The following is a 20471-nucleotide window of genomic DNA, read 5'->3' on the forward strand; positions in this document are numbered from 1 at the left end:
GATGTGTAATCTTTATTCGATCACGACCAACCAAGCCGCGATCAGCGCGCTGTTTCGTGTCGTGAACCGCTACGTTGGTAATCTGGCGCCGATGCCGGGAGTTTTTCCCGACTACAAGGCGCCGATCGTGCGTAACGGGGCCGAGGGCCGCGAACTCACCACTGCGCGGTGGGGAATGCCGTCGTCGTCAAAAGCGCTGATGGACGCCACGAAGAAGCGAGTCGAGAAACTGCAGGCCAAGGGCAAGGCAGTGGATTTCAAGGAATTGCTCAGAATGGAGCCGGACAGTGGAACGACCAATATCCGTAACGTGACGAGCAAGCACTGGACTCGCTGGCTCGGCGTCGAAAACCGCTGCGTGGTGCCGTTCAACTCGTTCAGCGAGTTCAACAAGGCCGAGGGCGGCGATATCTGGTTCGCGCTCGATGAGAGCCGTCCCCTCGCCTGCTTCGCCGGCATCTGGACCAACTGGACGTCAGTCCGGAAGGTCAAGGAAGGCGAGACCACCAACGACCTCTTCGCGTTCCTCACGACGGAGCCAAACACCGAGGTCGCCGCCATCCATCCGAAGGCGATGCCCGTGATCCTAACGACGCCGGACGAGGTAGAGGCCTGGATGACGGCTCCTCCGGACGAGGCCCTGAAGCTACAGCGGCCACTTCCCGACAGCAATCTTCGGATCGTCGCCCGCGGCCTCAAAGAAGACCCCCTCGGCTTGGCGTCGTGACTGACGAGGCCGACGACCAAACGGCCGCGACCCCGTCCAATCCTTGGCGAATCAGACGATCGCGCGACACTGACATATCCTGCAATTTTTGGGTCGATAACTTCACTTCAGATCATATAGTTATCCTCCGCATACGAATCACGCTGTTGCACTCTGTCCAAAGGATTACGTCGCCATGGCGCGAGGTCCGAAGCTAGGAAAGGCCACGCTCGACGCACGGTTTACGTTTGCCGACACCGCGTTTTCCAGCGGCGTCGATGGCTGGCATTCTCAACTTCGTTTTGCCACCGGCATCGCCGACGGCGAAGACTATCTCCTCCGTCTGTTTAAGAAGACCGGATCTGCGCTCGACGAAGACCTGAAACGACTCATCACGCACGGTCTCAGGCGTGTCCGGCGCGTCCTGTCGTCACGCCGTGCACGACAGCTGTTGGTTGAGGTTCTTGAAATCGTCGAGGACCAGGATGAGATCGGCATCTTAATGGTCGATCCGGGTAGTCCGATCTCCGGGTCGTTGCACAGGGTTCGAGCGCGAGAAGGCCGGCTGCTTACGACGGCCGGTCGCAAGGTGTTTTGGCGCAATATCCTGCGCGTAGCCGAAGGACTCGCGCTTTGTCATGATGCGGGAATTGTGCATGGCGCTATCAGCGAACATGCGATCTTCTCGCATAGCGATGAGAAGGAGGATTTCCGACTCGGCGGCTACGAGGCGTGCGTGCACATCGCCGACGGCGATATGGGCGGCGCGGGACATCTCCTGCGGCCCTCGGGCACCGTATCGTTCCGGCAGGACTGGAGCGATCTGGGGCAGACGGCGTCCCGTATCCTTGGCCTTACCGAGGACGGCGGTGGACCTTCCCTGCTGCCGATCGAACGGCGCATGCTCAATCGCCTTGCCAATCCACCGCACCATCAGCTTTTCGACGGCAATATTGTCCTGAGCGAGCTGACGGAGATCGTGGCCGATCTTGAGCGGTCAGGATCGAGCGCCGAGGGCGAGCTCGTTCTCTATCCCTCGCCTCAAGTCATCCAAAGCGACCTTCCGGCTCTCACGTCGGGCACGATACAGGCAGATGACCGGGATGCAGTCCTCCGGTTTGTCGAAGACGATCTGAGCGGACCAACGGTACGTACTGTTGCTGTGGATCAGGCCTTTGTGCGTGTCATCACTGATCTTGCTGCCTATGGCGTGAAAGTCGTCGATGATTGTGTTGGCATGATCGAGAATGCCAACAAACGGCGGCCTGATGATCACATCTTCGATGCCGTCGAGGTTTCTCACAGGGTATACCTCGCGCGAACCCGGAAGAGCGCTGAAGAACGGGTGCGCAAGCTTGGTCCCGGTGCCAAGCAGTGGATCGACGCCAGTGGCAATAGCCGCGCGGCTCAACGACCCGACGATATTCCGACCTGGTACGCCCTCATCCTCCTCGAAGCCTTTACATGGTTGCGCGAACAGTTTCGCATCTATCCCGTCGAAGTGCTTCATCCGCCATCGGACGGAGATACCGATTTGGCCTGGATCGCATGCCGCGAGGATGACGAGCGCGACATCCGGCGCAAAATGATGGGACTACGTCCGGCATACGACGCCTTGGGCCACGAGTTGAGGTACGACGATGGCAAGCCGAATTGGACGCTGTCTCGCCTTGATGCGCTCGCCGGCGATCGCGAGAGGCTGCCCGAGCTCAGTTATGAAGGAACGGGCGGCATCGTCGAGGGGCGCCTGACTTACACATTCGCGACCAGTGAAGCGGTCGTGCCAGGACAGACTCTCTATCTTCGTCCTCGACGCGATAGCGGATTCGAGCGCGCTATCCGCCGCCGCCTTCAAAATATCGTGGCGGCCCGGACCAATATTGAACTCTTAAGAGCGATCGACGATCCGGCACAGGTCGCGCTGGACGATGCGCTACGCGATATTGCAGCTCCCGGCAGCACGCCGCCAGACGATATGGATGCATCGAAAAAGTCCGCATGGGACGCGATTGTGGCCGGTAGATCCATCAATGTCGTTATCGGCCCCCCTGGCGTCGGCAAGACCTTCCTGATCTCGCATCTCGTCAAGAGTATTTTGGGAAAGACACGGGACGCCAGGCTGCTGGTCTCGGCCCAAAACCACGAAACCTTGATTCAGATGGAGGACGAACTCAAAAAGACTCTGGCGGGCGGTCCGGAGATCGTGGTTCGTGTCGACCGCACACGACCGACCGACGAAGTAACCTCCCTGCGAACGAGCTCCATTGGTCTGCTCCAGTCGGTCTCAGTGGCAGGCCACGCGGCTGAAGCTGCGATGGTCAATCAACGCCACCAAATCAAACAGGCCCTTCGACCCGTGGATCCGTCGGAAACGGTGGTTGCCGACCGCGTGTTTCGCGATACCGAAAATCTGTTGCTACGATCATCCGATGTGACGCTTGCCACGACGTCGTCCCACATTATCGAAGAAATGATAGCCGACGGCGACCAGTTCGACTGGGTCATCGTGGAGGAGGCTGCCCGCGCCAATGGCGCGGAACTGATCGGCGCACTGTTGCTGGGCAACAGGAGGATCGTGGTTGGAGACCATAACCAGCTGTCTCCATTCGATGCCGCGCAGCGGCAAAAGTTCTACGATGCTGAACGCGCGTCGGAGCTGCTGCGAGGCGCGAAAGAGCAGCTTGAAACCATCTCCGATCTGCCGCCAGAAGTGAACGAGGCGCTCGATACTATCAAGTCGAACGAGCTTCTGCTGAAGGAAGTGCTCGCGACAGCAGCGCGTCTTGAAGAGCCCTTCCGATCAATCGCAGAGCGCGAAGAGCAGCGGGAAAAGGACTCGAGACGGCCGAGTACGATCGTCAACACTCTCCTCGAGCAGAGCCGCATGCACCCCGCCATCGGGGACCTTGTCTCGAATACTTTCTACAACAGAAGGCTCGTTCCCTCCGATCGCGTCAAGCGTCGCGCACTGACTGTTACATCGACCGCACCTCACCTCGCCGCGCCGATCGTTCTCCTCGATTTTCCGCCGCTCAGTGTGACGAAACGGCGCAATTTCGAAACGAAAGTGAAGCGATCGTACCGCAACGACCTTGAAGCTCAGCTTTTGATAGCAGCTTTGAAAGGCCTGCAGGCCGTCGTTGGCGGCGATGGCCGCCGGCCCACGCTGGTGATCCTTTCGCCGTATCTGGCGCAGGTTAATTGGTTTAAGCACCTGCTTAACCAACGGATCAAGAAAGACAAGACCTTGTTTGGCTTCGCCAGCCCGCGCAGCAACGGAGAGTTTATCTTTACGAGCGACAGCTTCCAGGGCGGCGAGGCCGACGTCGTCGCCGCCAGCCTCACGCGCAACAATGTCATGGTCGGATCGCGCGCGCTCGGCTTCGTTAAGAGCCCGCAACGCATGAACGTGCTGCTCAGCCGCGCCAAGCAAAAGCTTGTTCTTGCCACAAGCCAAGACTTCATTCGCGACGTGGTGGACGGAATAGATCCCGATGGAAACAAAGATGAGCTCGAGTTCCTTCGCAAGATGCTGAAGGAGTTCGCGACGCTGGCCGGAACTGATTACGACCTCATCAGAAAGGACGGCACCACCGGCAAGGTCAAGGGTGCTTCCATCATCACGGTCGATGAGAACGGGAGATTTCCCGCGTGAAAATCTACCTTCCCGCCTGGCACTATCGTGCGCGTGCCATCGTCCAACGCACCTGGGGATGGAGCCCAATTGAGGAAATGATCTTGCTCGCGCTCGATCGCACCCCGGACACGATCGAGGGTGTTGCTGCGTCGCTCGGAATTCCTGTCCAGGTCGCCGGCTCGACCATCGCGCGGCTGATGCAGTTCGGCCTGGTCGAGATTCGGCTGTCACCTGTTCCCCAACTGGCAACAAGCACTGTCGGTCACGACTTCATCAGGTTGGGGGGCGCTTTGCCAGAGCGAACCGAAGATCGCGAGATTCACATCAGTCTTGTGCTGGAGAAGGTCGGGCACTCCGTCTTTCGCAACCGCGACGTCGAAACCGCCCCGCTCCATCGATTGTCCCATGCGGATCACAAGGTTAACTTTCCTGCGGGGCCCGATGAGACCGATGACACGATGGCAGTTCGCGTCACTCAGTTTGTGACGAACATGCTTCGCCCAGGCGAATGGTTGCGCGGCGTGCAAACCGTCAATTCCGTCCTCGAAAGGAAATACCTCGCCATCGAACTCAATGATGTGAAAAACGGTCTGCTCCCCGAGGGAGCCAGTCAGGACCTAATTGGCGCCCTTCGAGCAACGATCAAAACCGGCATCCTTCCTGAAGCCAGCGATCCACAACCGGACCGGTCACCGACCATCGATACGATGATATCCACCGACGACTTGATCATTGGTGGCAACCAGCATCTGGAGACCTTCGAGCGCATCGTCGGCCAGGCCGAGGAAGACGTCTTTGTACTTTCGACCTTCATCACGCCGCACGAAGGAAAATACACGGAGCGCCACGAACGTGTCCGCATCGCGCTCGAGCGGGCATGTCGACGTGGCGTGCGTTGCCATTTGTTCTATGGCACCGTGCTTGACGCCGAGAGAAAAAATGCAATCGCAATGCAAGAGCTGAACGTCCGGCTCTCCTCGGCGCGCCACGCGCGTGGTTTTGTGCTTGCACACCGCGACTCGGTTCGAAGCCACGTGAAATGTCTCGCCGCAGATGACGGTCATGGAGGCGCTGTCGTCTTGCTCGGCTCCTCCAATTGGCTGTCGTCGCCTTTTTCGGCCGTGGAGCTTTCTGTCGAGCTCACCGAAAATCGGGCTGCAGCGGCCGGCCTGGATCTTCTGCGTTCGATCATCTCGCCTCTTTCGAGCGCAAGTCGTTCGATCGAAACGCTTCAGTTCATGGCATCGGATTTGAGGCGCGCCAGAAGCCCCTTATCACCCACCACCGACACCGGTCACCGTGTACCGGTTCGGATGACTTTCCTGCAGGCTGACGATCACGAGCGATTGCTCCGGCAGGTGGCGCACGAGGCCGATGAACGTTTCGTTTGCTGCAGCAACAAGGTCGGCGCGCCCATGGTGCCTGGGCTCTTCAACCCGGCCGAAATCGCGGGCCGGCGCCTCGACGACGTCCGTGTCTATTTTTCGCGCCCGTCTGGACCCATCAAGCGGCGGCATGTCAGGGCCCACCGCGATCGACTAAACGGCGTCGTCGATTTGATTGCCGTGGAGGATCCGCAAGTCCACGCGAAATTCCTGCTCTGGGGCAATGATGATGTCGTCGTGAGCACGATGAATTGGGGCTCTCAGACCGGTTCGCCCGACAATCCTCTCGACGAGATTGGCCTGCATCTGGAAGGGGAAGGCCTGGCTACTTCCCTCTTGGCGAAATTCGAGGGACAGCTCGGGGACTGATCGACCCATACGACGGGTTATATCAACTTTGTACGCGCAATGATCTGTATCTGGTGCCGAAACAAATTTGAACGCCTTTCGACTGAGCACGGCATCCCTGAGGCTCTCGGCTGCCCGGAAGACTTGGTCTTGCGCGACGTGATGTGCGTAAACTGCAACAACGCTTTGGGGACGCTGGATCAGGCCCTATTAAAGCAGTTCGAGGTGGTGACTGTCGTCTATGGTGTGCCCCGAAAGGGCGGGCGTAGACCTACAATTGACAGCTGGCGCGCCATCAGCAGCAAACACTCGGCGACTGGACAGATATTTTTCTCAACGCTGGGCCTCAAACTGTGGAAGCAGAGGGAAAGCGCCTGCGCCAGCGGCCAAGTCCAACGGTATTTTTGACACGTGGATAGAGCCGGAGGCCGGCCGGCTCGGATTCAGGCAGCAGTTCGGGAATGACCCTCGTTTTGTGCGTGCGCTTTACAAGATCGGGCTCAACCTTATCGCAAGGCACTATGGCGTAGCCGAAGCAGCTGACACACGATACGAACATATTCGTGTGTTTGTATGGGGCCGACCTGACGCGCCAGCACCGCGTGCGGCGAGGGACACAACTCAAACCTTGGGACCTGTTACGAGTGCGTCCACTCCGATCGCAAAAGACGGACGTGATTTTCCGGTGTTTAGCGTAACGATCCTTGGTCTGATGTTCTTGATCGACATGTCACCGCAGCAGCCGGGCCTTCGTGATTTGGAAGCCGCGGCGGCTCTCCGTAATGAACCGCTCGTTTTTCTGCCGCCAAGACGGCCGTTATCAAGTTGCTGAACTTCCAGGCTGGCTGCAGCCGTTTTCACTCGCCCTAACCGTATTGGGCGCCTTGAAGGATTATGGCAAATCTCGAAGCTGGCAATGCGATGGCGCGCAATCCAGCGAAACTTCTTGAGCTCGATGCAGTGCATACCGACACTACCGCTTGCCGTAACGACGCCTCAAGAGCGCCAAACATTGCCGCATCGTTTGCTCGTCCTTTGTGTGGACGGTCGGAGAGACTAGGCCGGGCAGCTCGGGATCGCCGGCTGTCATGTAGAGGCGAAGCATATCGGGCCGCGGAAGCAGCTTGGATGCTTCTCGCTCCAGCTCATCCACCCATTTCGCTTTCTTGATCAACTCTGCTTGAAAGCTGCGCAGCAGACGGGTTGCAATTTCGAGATACCCTCCAGATCGTGCAGCGGCTTCGCGCGGCGACATCCCGTCGAGGTTCGAGTGTGGTGCCTCTAGCCAATTCGAATGGGCATCGCCGATCCACGATATTGAAAGAGCCGTGATTGTCTCCAGCCGCTCCAAACGCTGCAGTCGCTCTGCTTCCTCCTCTTGGGCCTTGCGCTGGGCGGCCCGGCTGTCGTGGATCGAGCGCATCGTCTTAAGCACGCCGCGAACCGGCAGCCCAAGATCGTGGGCCTCCTGCTCAGATTCATCTTTGAGAACTGCAAGCGTGGTCGCGAGAGCTCCTTTCAACGCCTGCCAAGCAGCATCGCCCTTGATAGCGATTTGCTTCAGGGATTGCTGGCCATCCGGCGCGTGCTCCATCCAGGATGCGACTTCGAAGCCCTGTCGCTCAACATCGGATCCAAGGAGGGCTATGCTTTCGCCGAGACCTTTCAGAGATGCTAGCCGAGCCGCCAGCTGTGCAGCCTCTCGATCGGCACGATCTTGCTCAATACGGCGCTGATGCAATTCGGCGGATCGCCGCTGCGTCTGCTTCCATGCCCAGCCCGTATCTTCGACTACTCCCTTGACAGCAAGATATCGCAGGAACTTGACCACGGCCCGTTCGGCACCGCCCTTAGGAAGGTTAGCGTCCACCAGAAGCGAGTCCTCGTTCTGGCTGCGGCTAGCGAACTCTTCCGTGATCCAACCGCGCGTACGGAATTCTCCGATCACGGAGAACGGGGTGACGCCACCGAAACGCGGCACCATGTCACAAAGGATGCCAGCCTGCCATACCTTGGGATGAACCGTGAAATATCCCTCTCCCACGGACGGTCCGTCGAGGAGCTCGGCATCTCCCGCCGCAGCAACAGCTCGTACTTGGGGCGAGTGCTGCCAGGCATAGCCTAATGCCTTTCGTCGGGCGGAAGCGTAGGCTGCTTTGACCTTCTCGATCTGGTTTCGACGCCTCTCTTCCGCCGCAGCTGCTTCCTGTCCAGCTATTCGCTCCAGTTCATTTCTAACGTGAGCGGCCCTGCGATTGTAGATCCATTCGCGCGGAGCCGATGTTAGAATTGCCTCGTCGAGGCCAGCTATCGTCGTGTCTCGGGACAGCGCGGACAGATCAATTTCGACTGCCGAGATGCCCGCAGCCGCGATCTTCGTTCGCTTCTCCGGGCCACAGCGATGCGTCACATAGACCTCGACCTGCATTCGATCATCGCCTTTTCGCAGGATTACGTCCGGAATGGTTTCGCCGTCCATGGTCTCCAGCATAGCTGAGTCAAAGACGAAAGTCTTTGCTTGACGAATTGTCCTGGTGCGCGCGCCGTACGTGGCCTGCACGGGAGGAAGGACGAGGCTTTTGCGGCTATTGAGCAGTTGCTCAGCATAGTGGTGAAGCGCCGTCATATTGCCGTGCTTGCAGCTAGGGGCGATACCTGCAGCCCGCTCCGCCGCCGTGAGTGGCGCATGCGCGAAGTGATGGGCGATGTCACCGTCAGGCTTTCGCGCGACGAGCTTTCGACCGCAATTTTTGGCCGGACACTGACACCCACATGACGAGCCACGCGATGCCTGCGAAATGTGAATGATCTCCCCGTCCCACCGCTTGCCAAAGGCAAGCCTCACGCCGTCGCGGGCGAAGAAGGCGTGGCCAATTTTGGACAATGCAGCCAACGGATCCATGGCGTCGCCATTAATTGCAGCGAGTTGCTTTTTCTCGACTTATCGTTCAGTGGCTTCGTCGCTGGCGAGAAAGTCGCGAAGCTGAACCAGCTTCTGCAAGAGCTCGTCGAACGCGTAAATCTGAACGTCCTTCATGCTACGGCGGAATAATTCCAAACACTTCTGCTCGGCTTTTCCTTCCGGGGTTTTCCCCGCAACAACCACGCAATCAACGGAGTAAGATACTATGTTGGCGATCTCACTTGCATCCTTGATCTGCGCGATATTCTTTTGGAATTGATAGCGTTGGTCGAGAACTTGGGCAACCGAACCCACAAGATCGCCCGAAGCTGGATAGACGCCGCCGCGAAATTCCCTTCCGAGCAGCTGAGTGTGCGGTGTCTTGATTTCGACCAACGCCACATTGTTGGTTCCTTCATTCTTGACGAGAAAGTCGGCGATCTTTCCGCCTCGTCCAGTCAAAGCCGCCCCTCCCACATGAGCCTGTCCAAGCACCTCCACGATCGGATAGCCAAACAGCAACGACAATATGAACGGGTTCGAAGCAAATAGCTTCTGCCAAGCGCTCTCGGGCAGCTTCTTGTCGATCATTTCCCGAAACCGCTCGATTAGAACATCGAGGCTAACGAGCTCGATATCGCGTTGAAGTCCATACAACACATCGGGCGTTTCGGTCGCGATCGTCGGAGCGCTCGAGCGAATTGCAGCGACCATGCCGACCCGATCGCGTTTTGAGAGCTCGGACTTAGAGTAATCGCGACCAACCAGCAAATTGGAGATTGTGTCTTTCTTGAGCGCTCGCCGCTTTTCCGGGAATCGCTCAGGGTCCAGCGTTGTCAACAGGGCATTATGGGATTTGATCGCCCTGTCTATTCGTCCCTCGCGTTGATACCCTCGTGTGATACGCGCCAACGATAAGCGCAGTGTTTCGAATTCGCGGTAAGCGAGATGAAAACACGCGCCGTCGAGGCGGGTCACCCCTCGCTTTGTGATGATTAGGCTTGTGACGTCGTCGAGCTCCTCGATACTGTCAACGATTGAACTATATTCTTTTGGAAATCCAAGGCCAGCTTCGATATTCTTGATCAAGCCGGTAGGAAGTTGGAAGAGCACATCGTGTATGGCGTGTTCATCCTCGGGTAGCTCGAAATCAAAACCTTCCAGGACGATCTCTTCAAGCTGGCCGTACTTCGCTTCAAAATATCGCTCGGACGGATATGTGATAATGGGTCGAATGATAATTGTCGACTTAGTGGCATCGAACCAAATGACATCCTTGCTGGGCAGCGGGTTCGGGACCGGCTCATCCGGCTTGAGAGATTGGTAAATGCCAGGATCGGCTTCGCAATGGACTGCGATGCATCCTGGATGAATCTCTCTTAGACTCAGTTTCACGACATCCCCCAATTTGTCCGCCGCCTGGCAGTCCCAGGGTTTCAGCCCGCTCGTCGAGCGACGGCAATCCGAAGCTGTTACTTCTGCGATCCCGCTGTGTTCCGAAGACGGTGCTTGGCGTCGGGCGCTCGAGCTGATTCGCTAAGTTTCGTCCAATCGTCCGGCGGGTTGCCGCGCTTCAGCATCTTCCGGAACACGGCGTAGGCATCATTGGCGCTCTCGTAGGCGCGCAGCGTCGAGTCATCATTGACCCAAGCCAGCACAATGACCTTGGCGTCAGCGGATCGCTGGTAGCGAAAAAATAGTCGATACTGCTGCAGAAATTTCGCACGGAACCAGTGCTTATGTTCATCGCCCAGCGTGGCGCCCTGACGATAGATGTCCCGGGTTGGATCGCCGGGAATATCCTCGAATGCGACCTTCAGCACCGCCGCAAGGAGCTTTGCGGCGCGCTTCTTCTTATAGTCCTTTGGATCCTTTTTGCGCGCTCGCTCGACTTTTTCGATCATCGCCTCGAGTTGATCGAGGAAAAGCGGGTGCGCATAGATTTTCCAACCATTGATTTCGACGGTGTCGTCGCTCACCCTTCGTCATCCGGGAGCGTTGCGTCGAGATCGACCTTGACACCCTTGACCAAGCCCTTTCCTCGCGCAACCAGCGACTTCGGCACCGATCGAATTCGCGCTGGCTCATGAGCCATGTCACGTGCCAAGAATTCGAGGAACGTGCCTATCACAGGGTCGGCTTCGGCTTCACGCCTCTGCTTCTTCGCGATGACGACAGTGCCGTCAGCGAGGCCACGGAACACGACCTGGTCACGCTTGCCGAGAGCCAGCATCTTACGGATAGCGGCCGGCACAGTCGTCTGGCCGCGCTCGGTGATGGTGGCGGGGATTTCGAGGATTTCAGCCGTCTTGGCCATGACCCGCTCCTTGCATCTCAATATCATCCGATGTAATGCATTTGCATTGTAAGTCAAGTTCATCTCGGCTGGTGTGGCTGGCCGACGGCGGCGGAATTCTGCCCGTTCGGTGCGTATTCCCCTGACGAACGAGCAGAAAGAACGCCCAATGGCGCTGATCCGTGTGCTTGAGATTGAGAATTTTCGAGCGGTGAAGACGCTTCGCTGGGTACCTGGTCCTGGGATAAATTGCCTGATCGGACCAGGCGACAGCGGCAAGTCGACGATTCTTGATGCCATCGATCTTTGCCTCGGCGCGCGCCGATCGCTTTCCTTCACTGACGCCGATTTCCACGCTCTTGATTTCGGCCGCGCGATCCGCATTGCGGTGACACTTGGCGCTCTCGATGACCCCCTGAAGAACATGGACGCGTATGGCGACTTCCTCGTGGGCTTCGATGCAGCCACCGGGTTGGTGGAACCGGAACCCGGTGCCGGGCTCGAAACCGCCCTGACCCTCCAGCTCACAGTTCAGGACGACCTCGAGCCGGAATGGACGCTTGTCTCGCCGCGTGCCCAGGCTTCAGGTCGGGTCCGCAATCTTAACTGGGCCGATCGCACGCATATAGCTCCAGCCAGACTCGGCGTCACGGGGGGCATGCATCTGACGTGGCGGAGAGGGTCTGTGCTGACCAAGCTGACAGACGGCAAGGCGGACGCATCAAAGGAGCTGACACGGGCAGCTCGTGAGATGCGCGACGCCTTTGACCAAAAGGAACTCGAAGAGCTCGCGGAGCCTCTCAAACTCGTCACGGCAGCGGCAGGCGATATGGGCGTCCCCGTCGGAAAGGCCGTGCAGGCGTTGATCGATGCCGGTTCGGTCACTTTCACAGGCGGCACCATCTCGCTTCATGATGAAGGGGGTGTGCCGCTACGGGCTCTCGGGCTTGGTTCGTCGCGGCTGCTGATCGCCGCCCTGCAGCGGAAGGCGGCCGAGATGGCGACGACGTTTCTGATCGACGAACTGGAATATGGGCTCGAGCCGCACCGAATCATTCGCCTGCTCGGCGCGCTGGGCGCAAAGGAAGACTTGCCCCCGCTACAGGTTTTTGCCACAAGCCACTCGCCGATTGCCGTGACCGAGCTCAACGCCCACCAGCTTCATATCGTCCGCAGGAATGGCGGGCAGCATACCGTCCGCTGTGCCAGCGACGCCGGGAACGTACAGGGCACGATCCGCGCCCACGCCCATGCGCTGCTCGCCTCCTCGATTGTGGTGTGCGAGGGCGGAAGCGAAATCGGCTTGATGCGCGGTCTGGATCAGCACTTCACTGCTGCCGGCGAAAAATCGCATGCAGCTTGTGGTGCAACTTTGGTGAACGGCAACGGCGATGAAACCTTCAGCCGCGCCATCGCTCTGCAGTCTCTGGGCTACCGAACAGCGATCCTGCGAGACAGCGACAAACCCGCCCCACCGGGTGCCGAAGCTGCCTTTGTTGCTGGCGGCGGCAAGGTGTTCGCATGGGGCGGCGGTCGTGCCCTCGAACAGGAACTGTTCGCCGCACTCCCGAACGGGCCCGCGAGCCAACTCCTGAATCTCGCCATTGAGGTGAAAGACCGCGCGTTGATTGAAGCGCATGTCAAAACAATTTCCAGCGGCACAAGGACGCTCCACGATCTGGAAACCGAGGCGCTCTTTGGCAGCCTCAGCCCCGCCAGCCGTGCCCTTCTCGGGGACGCGGCGGCGCGCTTCGGTTGGCTAAAGACCATCACCACGATGGAAACGGCGGGGCAGCGTATTGTCGGTCCCGCCTACGATGAGGCCGATGCCAGCCTTACAAACGTCATGGATGGCGTTCTCGACTGGGTCGCAGATGACGGCCGCTGAAATCGACCTGCGCACGATAGGCCGTGGGCTGGTGATAGCCCCGGCCGGCTGCGGCAAGACCCAGCTCATCAGCGATGCTCTGGCAAGGCATGACGGGCCAAAGCCAATCTTGGTGCTGACACACACCAATGCGGGGGTCGCAGCGCTCCGCGGCCGCCTCGATAGAGCAGGTGTAAAGCCAAGCTCCTACCGGGCTGCAACGCTCGACGGCTTCGCGATCCGGCTCATTTCGACGTTTCCTCAGCGAGCCGGGCACGATCCGCGAATCGTAACAGCCGCCCGGCCGAATTATGAAGCCATTCGTGACGCGGCAGCGCGGCTTGTTGCTGCCGGGCATCTTTATGACATTCTCGCGGCCAGTTTCGCGCAACTATTTGTAGATGAGTACCAGGACTGCTCGATCCGCCAGCACGCCCTTGTAACCTGGTTGGCTCAAAGTCTGCCCACAGCCATCGTTGGAGATCCGTTCCAGGCCATCTTTGGATTCGGCGCTGATCCGCTGGCAGATTGGCAGAAGGACGTACTCTCGTTCTTTCCGAAAGTGCGAGAACTTGCCACGCCGTGGAGGTGGAACAACGCAGGCGCGCACGATCTGGGTCAATGGTTGCTATCGATACGACCCGACCTTGCGGCAGGCAAACCAATCGATCTTCGGAACGCACCCGGCAGCGTGCAGTGGGTTCAGCTCGATGGCCGCCAGGACGATGCCCTGCGGCAGGCTGCGGCCGCGGTCGCCGCGCCAGGCGACACGAAGGTTTTGATCATCGGCGACAGCACGGACCCTCGGGGACAGCAACGTTTCGCCCGCCAAGTCGAAGGAGCCGTGACGGTCGAGGCTGTGGACCTGCGCGACCTTACGGATTTTGGGAGTGCCCTCGACCTTGCGAGACCCGAAGCGCTCTCCACCGTGGCCCATTTTGCGGAGAGCTTGATGAGCGCCTTTTCCGCAGACGACCTAGTACGGTCGGTTGCGGCAGCCCGTACCGGGAATCTGGGACGACCTCTGTCCGGTATCGAGCAAGCGGGCATGAGTTTTGAAGCGTCGCGGTCGCTTGCAGATGTCGCAGATCTCCTTTCCGCCATCAATCGCGCCGGTGGAGTTCGATGTTACCGTCCTGCAGTGCTGGCGGCCGCACAGCGGGCTCTGCAACTTGCAACCTCTCCCGACGGGCCATCGTTTCGAGAGGCGACGGTGACGATCCGAGAATACTCTCGGCTCATCGGCCGGCCGCTCGCCAAGCGTTCCGTCGGAAGTACCTTGCTACTCAAAGGTCTCGAAGCCGACATCTCGGTCATTCTCAATGGGAGCGCTCTCAACGCGCGCAATCTCTACGTCGCAATGAGCCGTGGCTCGCGCCGAGTCGTGGTTTGCTCTCCATCGCCAATTCTCAATCCGCCCTGGTAAGCCGCGCTACGGAGGTTCGACCCACGAAACTTGTGCTGCGGACATGTAGACGATAGCGCCTCGCTCGGCCCCTGTGACGCTCAGATAGTCGCGCAGTTGCGCCACATGTGCACTGTGTGCCGCCGCCGTGGGGTTTACGTCGGACTTCCAGTCGATGACGAGTGCGATGCGCTCTCCCTCGATTGCGGCAGCATCCGCACGACCCGCAAGATAACGCGGCGGGTTTGCCGCCCAGAGCGGAACTTCGGGCACCAGTAGCGCGAGGAAGGGCGCGAGCTCCGGCAGGGCCAATGTGCGCAGCGCCACCTCGGCCATCTCGACCGCGTCTGGCCTTTCGGCATCCGTCGCGTCATCGGATTGTAGTTGAGCAAGCAACTCGGTCGCGCGAAGAGTAGCCCCTTCACGAACTTGCTCAAGTTCCCCCGTGAGTAGCTCTTCCATAAGCTTGTGCAGGATCGTACCCCGGAGGGCGCCCGCTCCTACAATCCGCGCCGTCACGTCGGTCGCCGGATCGACTACGAATGCATCAACAAGGTCGGCGCTGCGATCAGCATCGCGGTCGCTCGGACGGTCCCATACAATCGGCGGCGAAGCAGCCACCAATCGCTGGTTTTCTGCTGCAAATATCGCCACTGTCTGATCGTTGGCCATGGATTGCGACGCGCTCATAACAGGCTCGGGCAACGCGTCAGCTCGGATCTCGGAAAGTCGCTTCTGCCCCAGATTCATCACCCGCGACCACGATCGCGAGGGAGCGCCAGGCAGATCAGGGATCACCAAGAGATCTCGGGCGCGCGTCGTTGCGACGTACCAGAGCCGCTCGCGTTGCCGCGCTTCGCGAAATTCCTCCTCTTCACGGGCGGTAACCAGTTCGGGCGGCTCGATCCCTCCGACGATCCAGTGAATTGTATCGTCTGATTGCCTATAGACGAACTGATCCTGGGGCTTGAACTGCGTCGACGAATTCACGGTGATCACCACGGGCCATTCCAGCCCCTTGGCGCTGTGCATGGTGACGATCTCCACCGAGTCCTCGGACGCATCGACTCTCCCTTCTGAATGCCGGCGCTTGCTCTGCCATCCTCGCTGGAGATCGAGCGCGAACGCGCGCAGTCCGGCAACATTGTAGGGTCTGGCGAGTTCGACGATGGCATCAAGGTTTGCGAGCGCGCGCGCGTTGCGCTGGCCATGCCTAGCCGCCATGATCACTCTCAGTTTCAGGCGCTCGATTGCGAAGGCGATGAGCTGCATCGGCGTGAGTTCGGCGGCAAGGCGATGCAGCGCCTGGAGCTTCAACAGAACATCCTTTGCGAGGGGGTTGACGACCTCGTCCGCTGAGGTCCGCAACTGAAAGCGCCGGCGCCCATCTTGGTCGGGTGAGAGAGCCGCCGTAATATCAAGCAAGTCTTCATCGGTGAGTCCGACAGCCGGACCTCGCATTAGCGCGCCGAAAGCCAGAGTGTCGAGCGGATCCGACAGCGCGCGAACCAGGACGAGCATGTCCTGAAGCTCCTGGCGCCGGAAGAGCGCGTGACCTGCCTGGGAGGCGACCGCGATGCGGTGCGCTTCGAGAGCGCGTTCGTAACGCCAGAGATCGGTGTGTGTAGGAGCAAGCAGCGCTATGTCGCCTGCACGCAAGTATCGCTCAGTTCCATCCGGATGATGGATCTTCAGGGCGCCGATCAGGCGCGCGCACAGGCTGGCAACAGCTTCCGCCTCCGCTTCGCGCTGTTCCTCCGCGTTGGCATCACGCGGAACATGGATCGTCAGCTTCGCCGCCGCACTGATCGGCAGTGGCGGGAGCATAAGGGTCGGCGCGAGCGGGACGAAACCCGGTTGTCCCGCCCCTCCAAGAACGTCACTGAACACGTGGTTGACGTGCGTGATGACGTCCGGCCGGGATCTGAAGTTCGCGGTGATAGAAAGTACGCAGCCGTTGCCGGCTGTTCCAAGTACGGACTTCGCGAGGGCGTAAGACTCAACGTCAGCACCGCGAAATCGATAGATTGCTTGTTTGGGGTCTCCTACCAAAAAGAGCGCTCCTGGCCGCAAGCTTGCGCTGCTCCAAGTCGCCGGCTGCGAACGCGCAGCGAGGCAGAAAACGATTTCCGCCTGCACGGGATCGGTATCCTGGAATTCATCGACGAGCAGGTAGGCATACCGGCCGGCGAGCCAAGCGCGAATTTCGGGGTTCTCGCAAACAAGCGCCCGCGCCTGACGTAGCAAGTCGTCGAAATCGAGAACGGCCGCTTCTCGCTTGCGCCGGTCGTAGGCCTCGATCACCCCGGTTAGATGCGCATCCAGTTCATGCGCCAGACCTTGCGCAATGCAGCCAATCAACGTTCGATACGCGGCGCGAACCGTCTCGAAGTGTTCGACCGCTTCATTTGCGCGACGCCGTCCATCCGTCTCGCCAAGACTCTGCTTCCAAGCGCGCATCCTGTCATAAGCCAGCAAGTCGATGCTTCTTTGCCGCATCATGCCGATACGGGGCGGCTGGGTCAGGCGCCACAACGCGGAGAAGCCCGCGGTGGCGTGATCGCCGGCGAAGAACGAAGAAAGACGTTCAAGATCCGCGATGAGACCTGCCGTCCACGTATCTCCTGGTCCCGCGACATGCCAGCGGGCAAAGGCAGAGACGGCTTCCGCGAACGTTTTGTCCGGGCGAGTTGAGAAATCCGGCGCCGGCACGGTCGCGCTGCGATGCTCTCGCCGGAGGATGGCAAGTTCGCGGACCCGCTCGACTACCCCCAACGGGTCATCCTTGGCAAGGACACCGATGGGACCGCCGTCTGTTTCGTCAGGCACCAACCTCTCCTTCAGCCAAGTCGCGAGCACTTCGTCAAAGAGTGCATTGGCAATGATCGCGTCCACAACACGCGAACCAGGATCGAGGCCCACTTCTATCCCGTGCGAACGAAGAATTCCTTGGCAAAACCCATGGATGGTCGTGGCAGTGATTTCTCCGATGCGTGGCGCGGCCTCATCAAGATGCGCGCGCTCCGCTAGGTCTAACGGCAGTGAGAGAATTCCGGCGAGTGCGGGCGGCGTCCTTCCATGGCGAAGCTCCTCGACCGTCCAGCGTATCCGTGCCTCCAACTCGCTCGCCGCCGGTTCGGTGAAGGTGATGGCTGCAATTTTTGAAGGATCAACCCCGCTTGCGATCATCATCGCGACGCGCGCGGCCATCAATGACGTCTTGCCAGTGCCCGCCGCAGCCTCGACCAGCATGTTGGTCTCAAAATCAGTGAGCGCGCGTCTGCGGGCATCGAGATCAGGTACGCTCACGGGCTACTCCAAAGTTTGTCTAGCGCGCTGTTCACCCCAGCAAATAGACGACGCTTTACGCGACGGTAAGCATCAAGCTCAGCTGGCAGGGCGATAGCAAGCGGATCAAAGAATACAGGCGCAGGTCCTGGCGCAATCTGGCCGTTGCGTTGCAGTTGAACGCCTGAGGCCGTGAATGCAACCGCCTGGTCAATCGCCTTCTCAAGTTCCTCGTTCGTAAGGCTTAGCGTCCGCGCCGGCTCGTGCTTTAGATAAGTCAGCTGCGAGCTCACGCTCCGAACATCAGCAAGGAGAGACCGCACGGCGAGGCCGTAAAAGACGCGCTGGAGTTCTGCGCCACGATCGAACACGACTGGCTTCTTCCGCTCCGGCGCCGCCCCAACCTTATAGTCCGTGACGACTGCCGCGCCGCGTGCCGCGTCTTCATCAAGTCGATCAATTCGTCCACGGAAGACAATTCCGGTCTTTCCGATCTGGACCGGCGAGAGCGTGGTCCACGGATGAGCTCCTTTATCGGGCTCGCCAAACGAAAGCTCGGTCCAGCTCCTGCCGCGCGGTTCGTCGATTGCATCTTTGAGTCCTCGCAGCGCTCTCTCGCGTGCCATCTCCACTGTGTGGCGCCAGAGAAGGCCCGGTGGAACGGCTCTGGTGAGAGGCCAGCTTTCGGTAAGACTGTCCACCTCTCGATCTAGGGCAATCTCAATCTCATCGATATTTTTGGGCGCGCCAATCCGCAACACGCCCGCAATAAGAGCGTGAACGAGCTCGCCGAAAGCGCGATGGGTTAGAGCGAGGGGCTGGGGGTCTAGATTCGGCTCACGCCAGTGCAGGGCGTACTCCCAGACGAACCCCAACGGATCGCATAGAAGTCGATGGAGAGAGGTCGTGGATTGGACTTCAGCAAGGGCATCGACAACGAGCGGGTGGTTGGCACGAACCTTCCCGTCATGAGCCGTGTGTTGCTCACCATCCCACCATGCGCGCCAACAGGCACGACTTGCACGCACTTGGGGATCCTTGCCCGCATCGACGGGCCGGGCGTAGAGCCGATCGCTTTCGCTGAAAGCATGCGGGGGTATCGCGCTCCGCCCGATGATGCGCTCTGCTTTTCTCGGCCACAACGTACTGGCTGCTTGCAGCGATCCAGTCGCACTCCTATAGGCGCGTGACAGCGAGTAGTTGGTCGATTGGCCGACGATGATGTCATGCATCATCCGGTCCATTTCTGCTGCTTCAGCGGACGGAAGTCGTAATTGCCCAAGCAGATGTTGTGGTAGCAACGGGTTCTCGTTCGACCGTCTGGGCCACGCGTTCGCATCCAGCCCGACGAGGCGAATATATGCGCGCGGGGCCGCCGCCAAGTGACGGGCGGGTCCCCACGCGATAGAATTTCCCGGCTCGCGTCCGTCGGCAACGCGCAGAGCCTGCAGGGAGAGCTCGATTGCCTGTGGGGGCGCCATGCGCAAAGCATCCCGCCACAGGCTCAGCGCCTGCCCCTTCAAAAGACGGCGCCCTACTCCCTCTGACAATGCAATCCCGCCGGCCAAGTCTTCGAGAATCGGCAACAATGTCCGTTCCGTAAGGTCACCATTTGCCCGTTCGTCTCGAGTTTGCTCCAGAGCATGACGCCAAAGCGTCGGACTTGTCAGCGCCGCGCTTCGCCGCAAGCCCTTAGCCCAGTCACTGGGCAACTTATCCTTGGCTGGGCCGCGCGGCAGCCGGGCAAATAGGAGCCTCACACGTTCCTGAGACAGCCCGCGTAGCAGGATGTCCGCGAGTGCAGCGCAGGCCTGCCCTTCACGGGTCGCTAGCGCCGGAATGCCGTGCGTGAAATGCACGGGCATCCCTGCCTCACGCGAGAGAACCAGAAACGCATCGTCCCAAGCCGACGGCGAGGCAGCCGAAATGGCGACCTCGTGGGGCGCGGCTTTTCCGTCCGCCACAAGCGCGCGCGCCCAACGCAAAGATTCCCGCACTTCGTTTCGCGGATCGGCACAGAGGTCTGCAGAGCCAAGCAATGCTGTGCCGGATGGACGCGTTTGGATGTCCCCAGAGAACCAGTCGCGCCGGCTGTGCTGCGATGCAATCCATCGCACCGGTACGACATCGCAAAGCGCATGGATGAGCGGATACCAAACGGCCTGGATATTAGCGACGTCTTGAATAGTGACGGCGCCGAGTACTTTGGGAGCGAAACGAATTCGCGCCAAGGCAGCTCTGACCAAATCGGGAGGCGTCAGCATTCCAGACGGCAGTTCCTCTCGGACGCGGCGTTCGAGCAACACAAAGTCCCTAAGGCGGGCATTGTCGGGCAAAGAAGCCGGGGCCTCCATGTCCCACCAGTCCCGGAGCGCCGATAGCGCAGCCGCGGGCATCCCCGGCAGTTCGGCAACCTTGCCAATGTCCTCGTATCCGCCCACCTCGAGCCCCTGCCTGATAGCCAGGTACAAGACCTCGTGCGAGGCTGGCGAAACGAAGCCGCCGGCAAGGCGTGCGGCGAGAAGCGGCAGCGTCAGGACTTGCCGACCCGTGGCCCCTTCGCGAGCCGCATCAAGGCGCCGCATTCGCAGTGCTAAAGGCCCATCGACGACTACAGTATGGATTAGCATTTCGCGC

General features: G+C 59.7%; 11 protein-coding genes. 5 read left to right on the forward strand and 6 right to left on the reverse strand.

What is annotated here, in order from left to right; translation table 11 throughout:
- Nucleotide 1: 1 nt before the first annotated feature.
- The 3 genes from ACTEK7_RS22665 (at nucleotide 2) to ACTEK7_RS22675 (ending at nucleotide 6097) form a co-directional block, all read left to right on the forward strand.
- Nucleotides 2–727, forward strand: coding sequence for an SOS response-associated peptidase (locus ACTEK7_RS22665; protein ID WP_225128658.1), 726 nt, complete (start codon nucleotides 2–4; stop codon nucleotides 725–727).
- Between the two features lie 175 nt (nucleotides 728–902).
- Nucleotides 903–4361 (forward strand): DEAD/DEAH box helicase, encoded by a 3459-nt coding sequence (locus ACTEK7_RS22670; protein WP_225128659.1) that lies wholly within the window; start codon nucleotides 903–905, stop codon nucleotides 4359–4361.
- Nucleotides 4358–6097 carry a phospholipase D-like domain-containing protein gene (locus ACTEK7_RS22675; protein ID WP_225128660.1) on the forward strand — a complete coding sequence of 580 codons (1740 nt, stop codon included), beginning with the start codon at nucleotides 4358–4360 and terminating at the stop codon, nucleotides 6095–6097. Before ACTEK7_RS22670 ends, ACTEK7_RS22675 begins: the two co-directional genes overlap by 4 nt.
- A gap of 952 nt (nucleotides 6098–7049) precedes the next feature.
- Here ACTEK7_RS22675 and ACTEK7_RS22680 read toward each other — a convergent pair.
- From ACTEK7_RS22680 to ACTEK7_RS22695, 4 genes are all read right to left on the reverse strand, one after another.
- A complete protein-coding gene (locus ACTEK7_RS22680; protein ID WP_225128662.1) occupies nucleotides 7050–8978 on the reverse strand; it encodes a hypothetical protein in 1929 nt (642 codons plus the stop codon).
- A 39-nt stretch (nucleotides 8979–9017) separates the two neighbouring features.
- Nucleotides 9018–10373 carry a Shedu immune nuclease family protein gene (locus tag ACTEK7_RS22685; RefSeq protein ID WP_225128663.1) on the reverse strand — a complete coding sequence of 452 codons (1356 nt, stop codon included), beginning with the start codon at nucleotides 10371–10373 and terminating at the stop codon, nucleotides 9018–9020.
- A 77-nt stretch (nucleotides 10374–10450) separates the two neighbouring features.
- On the reverse strand, nucleotides 10451–10957 hold the full coding sequence (locus ACTEK7_RS22690; protein ID WP_225128664.1) for a type II toxin-antitoxin system YhaV family toxin: 507 nt from the start codon (nucleotides 10955–10957) through the stop codon (nucleotides 10451–10453).
- Nucleotides 10954–11295, reverse strand: coding sequence for a type II toxin-antitoxin system PrlF family antitoxin (locus ACTEK7_RS22695; RefSeq protein WP_225128665.1), 342 nt, complete (start codon nucleotides 11293–11295; stop codon nucleotides 10954–10956). The genes ACTEK7_RS22690 and ACTEK7_RS22695 overlap by 4 nt, the downstream gene beginning before the upstream one ends.
- A gap of 148 nt (nucleotides 11296–11443) precedes the next feature.
- Between ACTEK7_RS22695 and ACTEK7_RS22700 the strand changes: the two genes are divergently transcribed.
- Both ACTEK7_RS22700 and ACTEK7_RS22705 read left to right on the forward strand, forming a co-directional pair.
- Entirely contained in the window at nucleotides 11444–13162 is a 1719-nt protein-coding gene (locus tag ACTEK7_RS22700) for an ATP-dependent nuclease (protein WP_225128667.1), read from the forward strand.
- On the forward strand, nucleotides 13149–14567 hold the full coding sequence (locus ACTEK7_RS22705; RefSeq protein ID WP_225128669.1) for a UvrD-helicase domain-containing protein: 1419 nt from the start codon (nucleotides 13149–13151) through the stop codon (nucleotides 14565–14567). The genes ACTEK7_RS22700 and ACTEK7_RS22705 overlap by 14 nt, the downstream gene beginning before the upstream one ends.
- 6 nt (nucleotides 14568–14573) lie before the next feature.
- On the opposite strand, the gene ACTEK7_RS22710 is transcribed toward ACTEK7_RS22705, so the two are convergent.
- Together ACTEK7_RS22710 and ACTEK7_RS22715 are read right to left on the reverse strand one after the other, a co-directional pair.
- The gene (locus ACTEK7_RS22710) at nucleotides 14574–17855 is read right to left on the reverse strand and encodes a UvrD-helicase domain-containing protein (RefSeq protein ID WP_225128670.1); all 3282 of its coding nucleotides are present in this window, start codon (nucleotides 17853–17855) and stop codon (nucleotides 14574–14576) included.
- Nucleotides 17852–20305 (reverse strand): PD-(D/E)XK nuclease family protein, encoded by a 2454-nt coding sequence (locus ACTEK7_RS22715; protein WP_225128671.1) that lies wholly within the window; start codon nucleotides 20303–20305, stop codon nucleotides 17852–17854. The genes ACTEK7_RS22710 and ACTEK7_RS22715 overlap by 4 nt, the downstream gene beginning before the upstream one ends.
- Nucleotides 20306–20471: the final 166 nt, after the last annotated feature.

It is taken from the genome of Bradyrhizobium sp. JHI2711, assembly GCF_056156565.1.

Coding starts and splice junctions, on each gene's coding strand:
- ACTEK7_RS22665 (WP_225128658.1), top strand. CDS start 2: ATGTGTAATCTTTATTCGATCACGACCAACCAAGCCGCGATCAGCGCG.
- ACTEK7_RS22670 (WP_225128659.1), top strand. CDS start 903: ATGGCGCGAGGTCCGAAGCTAGGAAAGGCCACGCTCGACGCACGGTTT.
- ACTEK7_RS22680 (WP_225128662.1), bottom strand. CDS start 8,978: ATGGATCCGTTGGCTGCATTGTCCAAAATTGGCCACGCCTTCTTCGCC.
- ACTEK7_RS22695 (WP_225128665.1), bottom strand. CDS start 11,295: ATGGCCAAGACGGCTGAAATCCTCGAAATCCCCGCCACCATCACCGAG.
- ACTEK7_RS22700 (WP_225128667.1), top strand. CDS start 11,444: ATGGCGCTGATCCGTGTGCTTGAGATTGAGAATTTTCGAGCGGTGAAG.
- ACTEK7_RS22705 (WP_225128669.1), top strand. CDS start 13,149: ATGACGGCCGCTGAAATCGACCTGCGCACGATAGGCCGTGGGCTGGTG.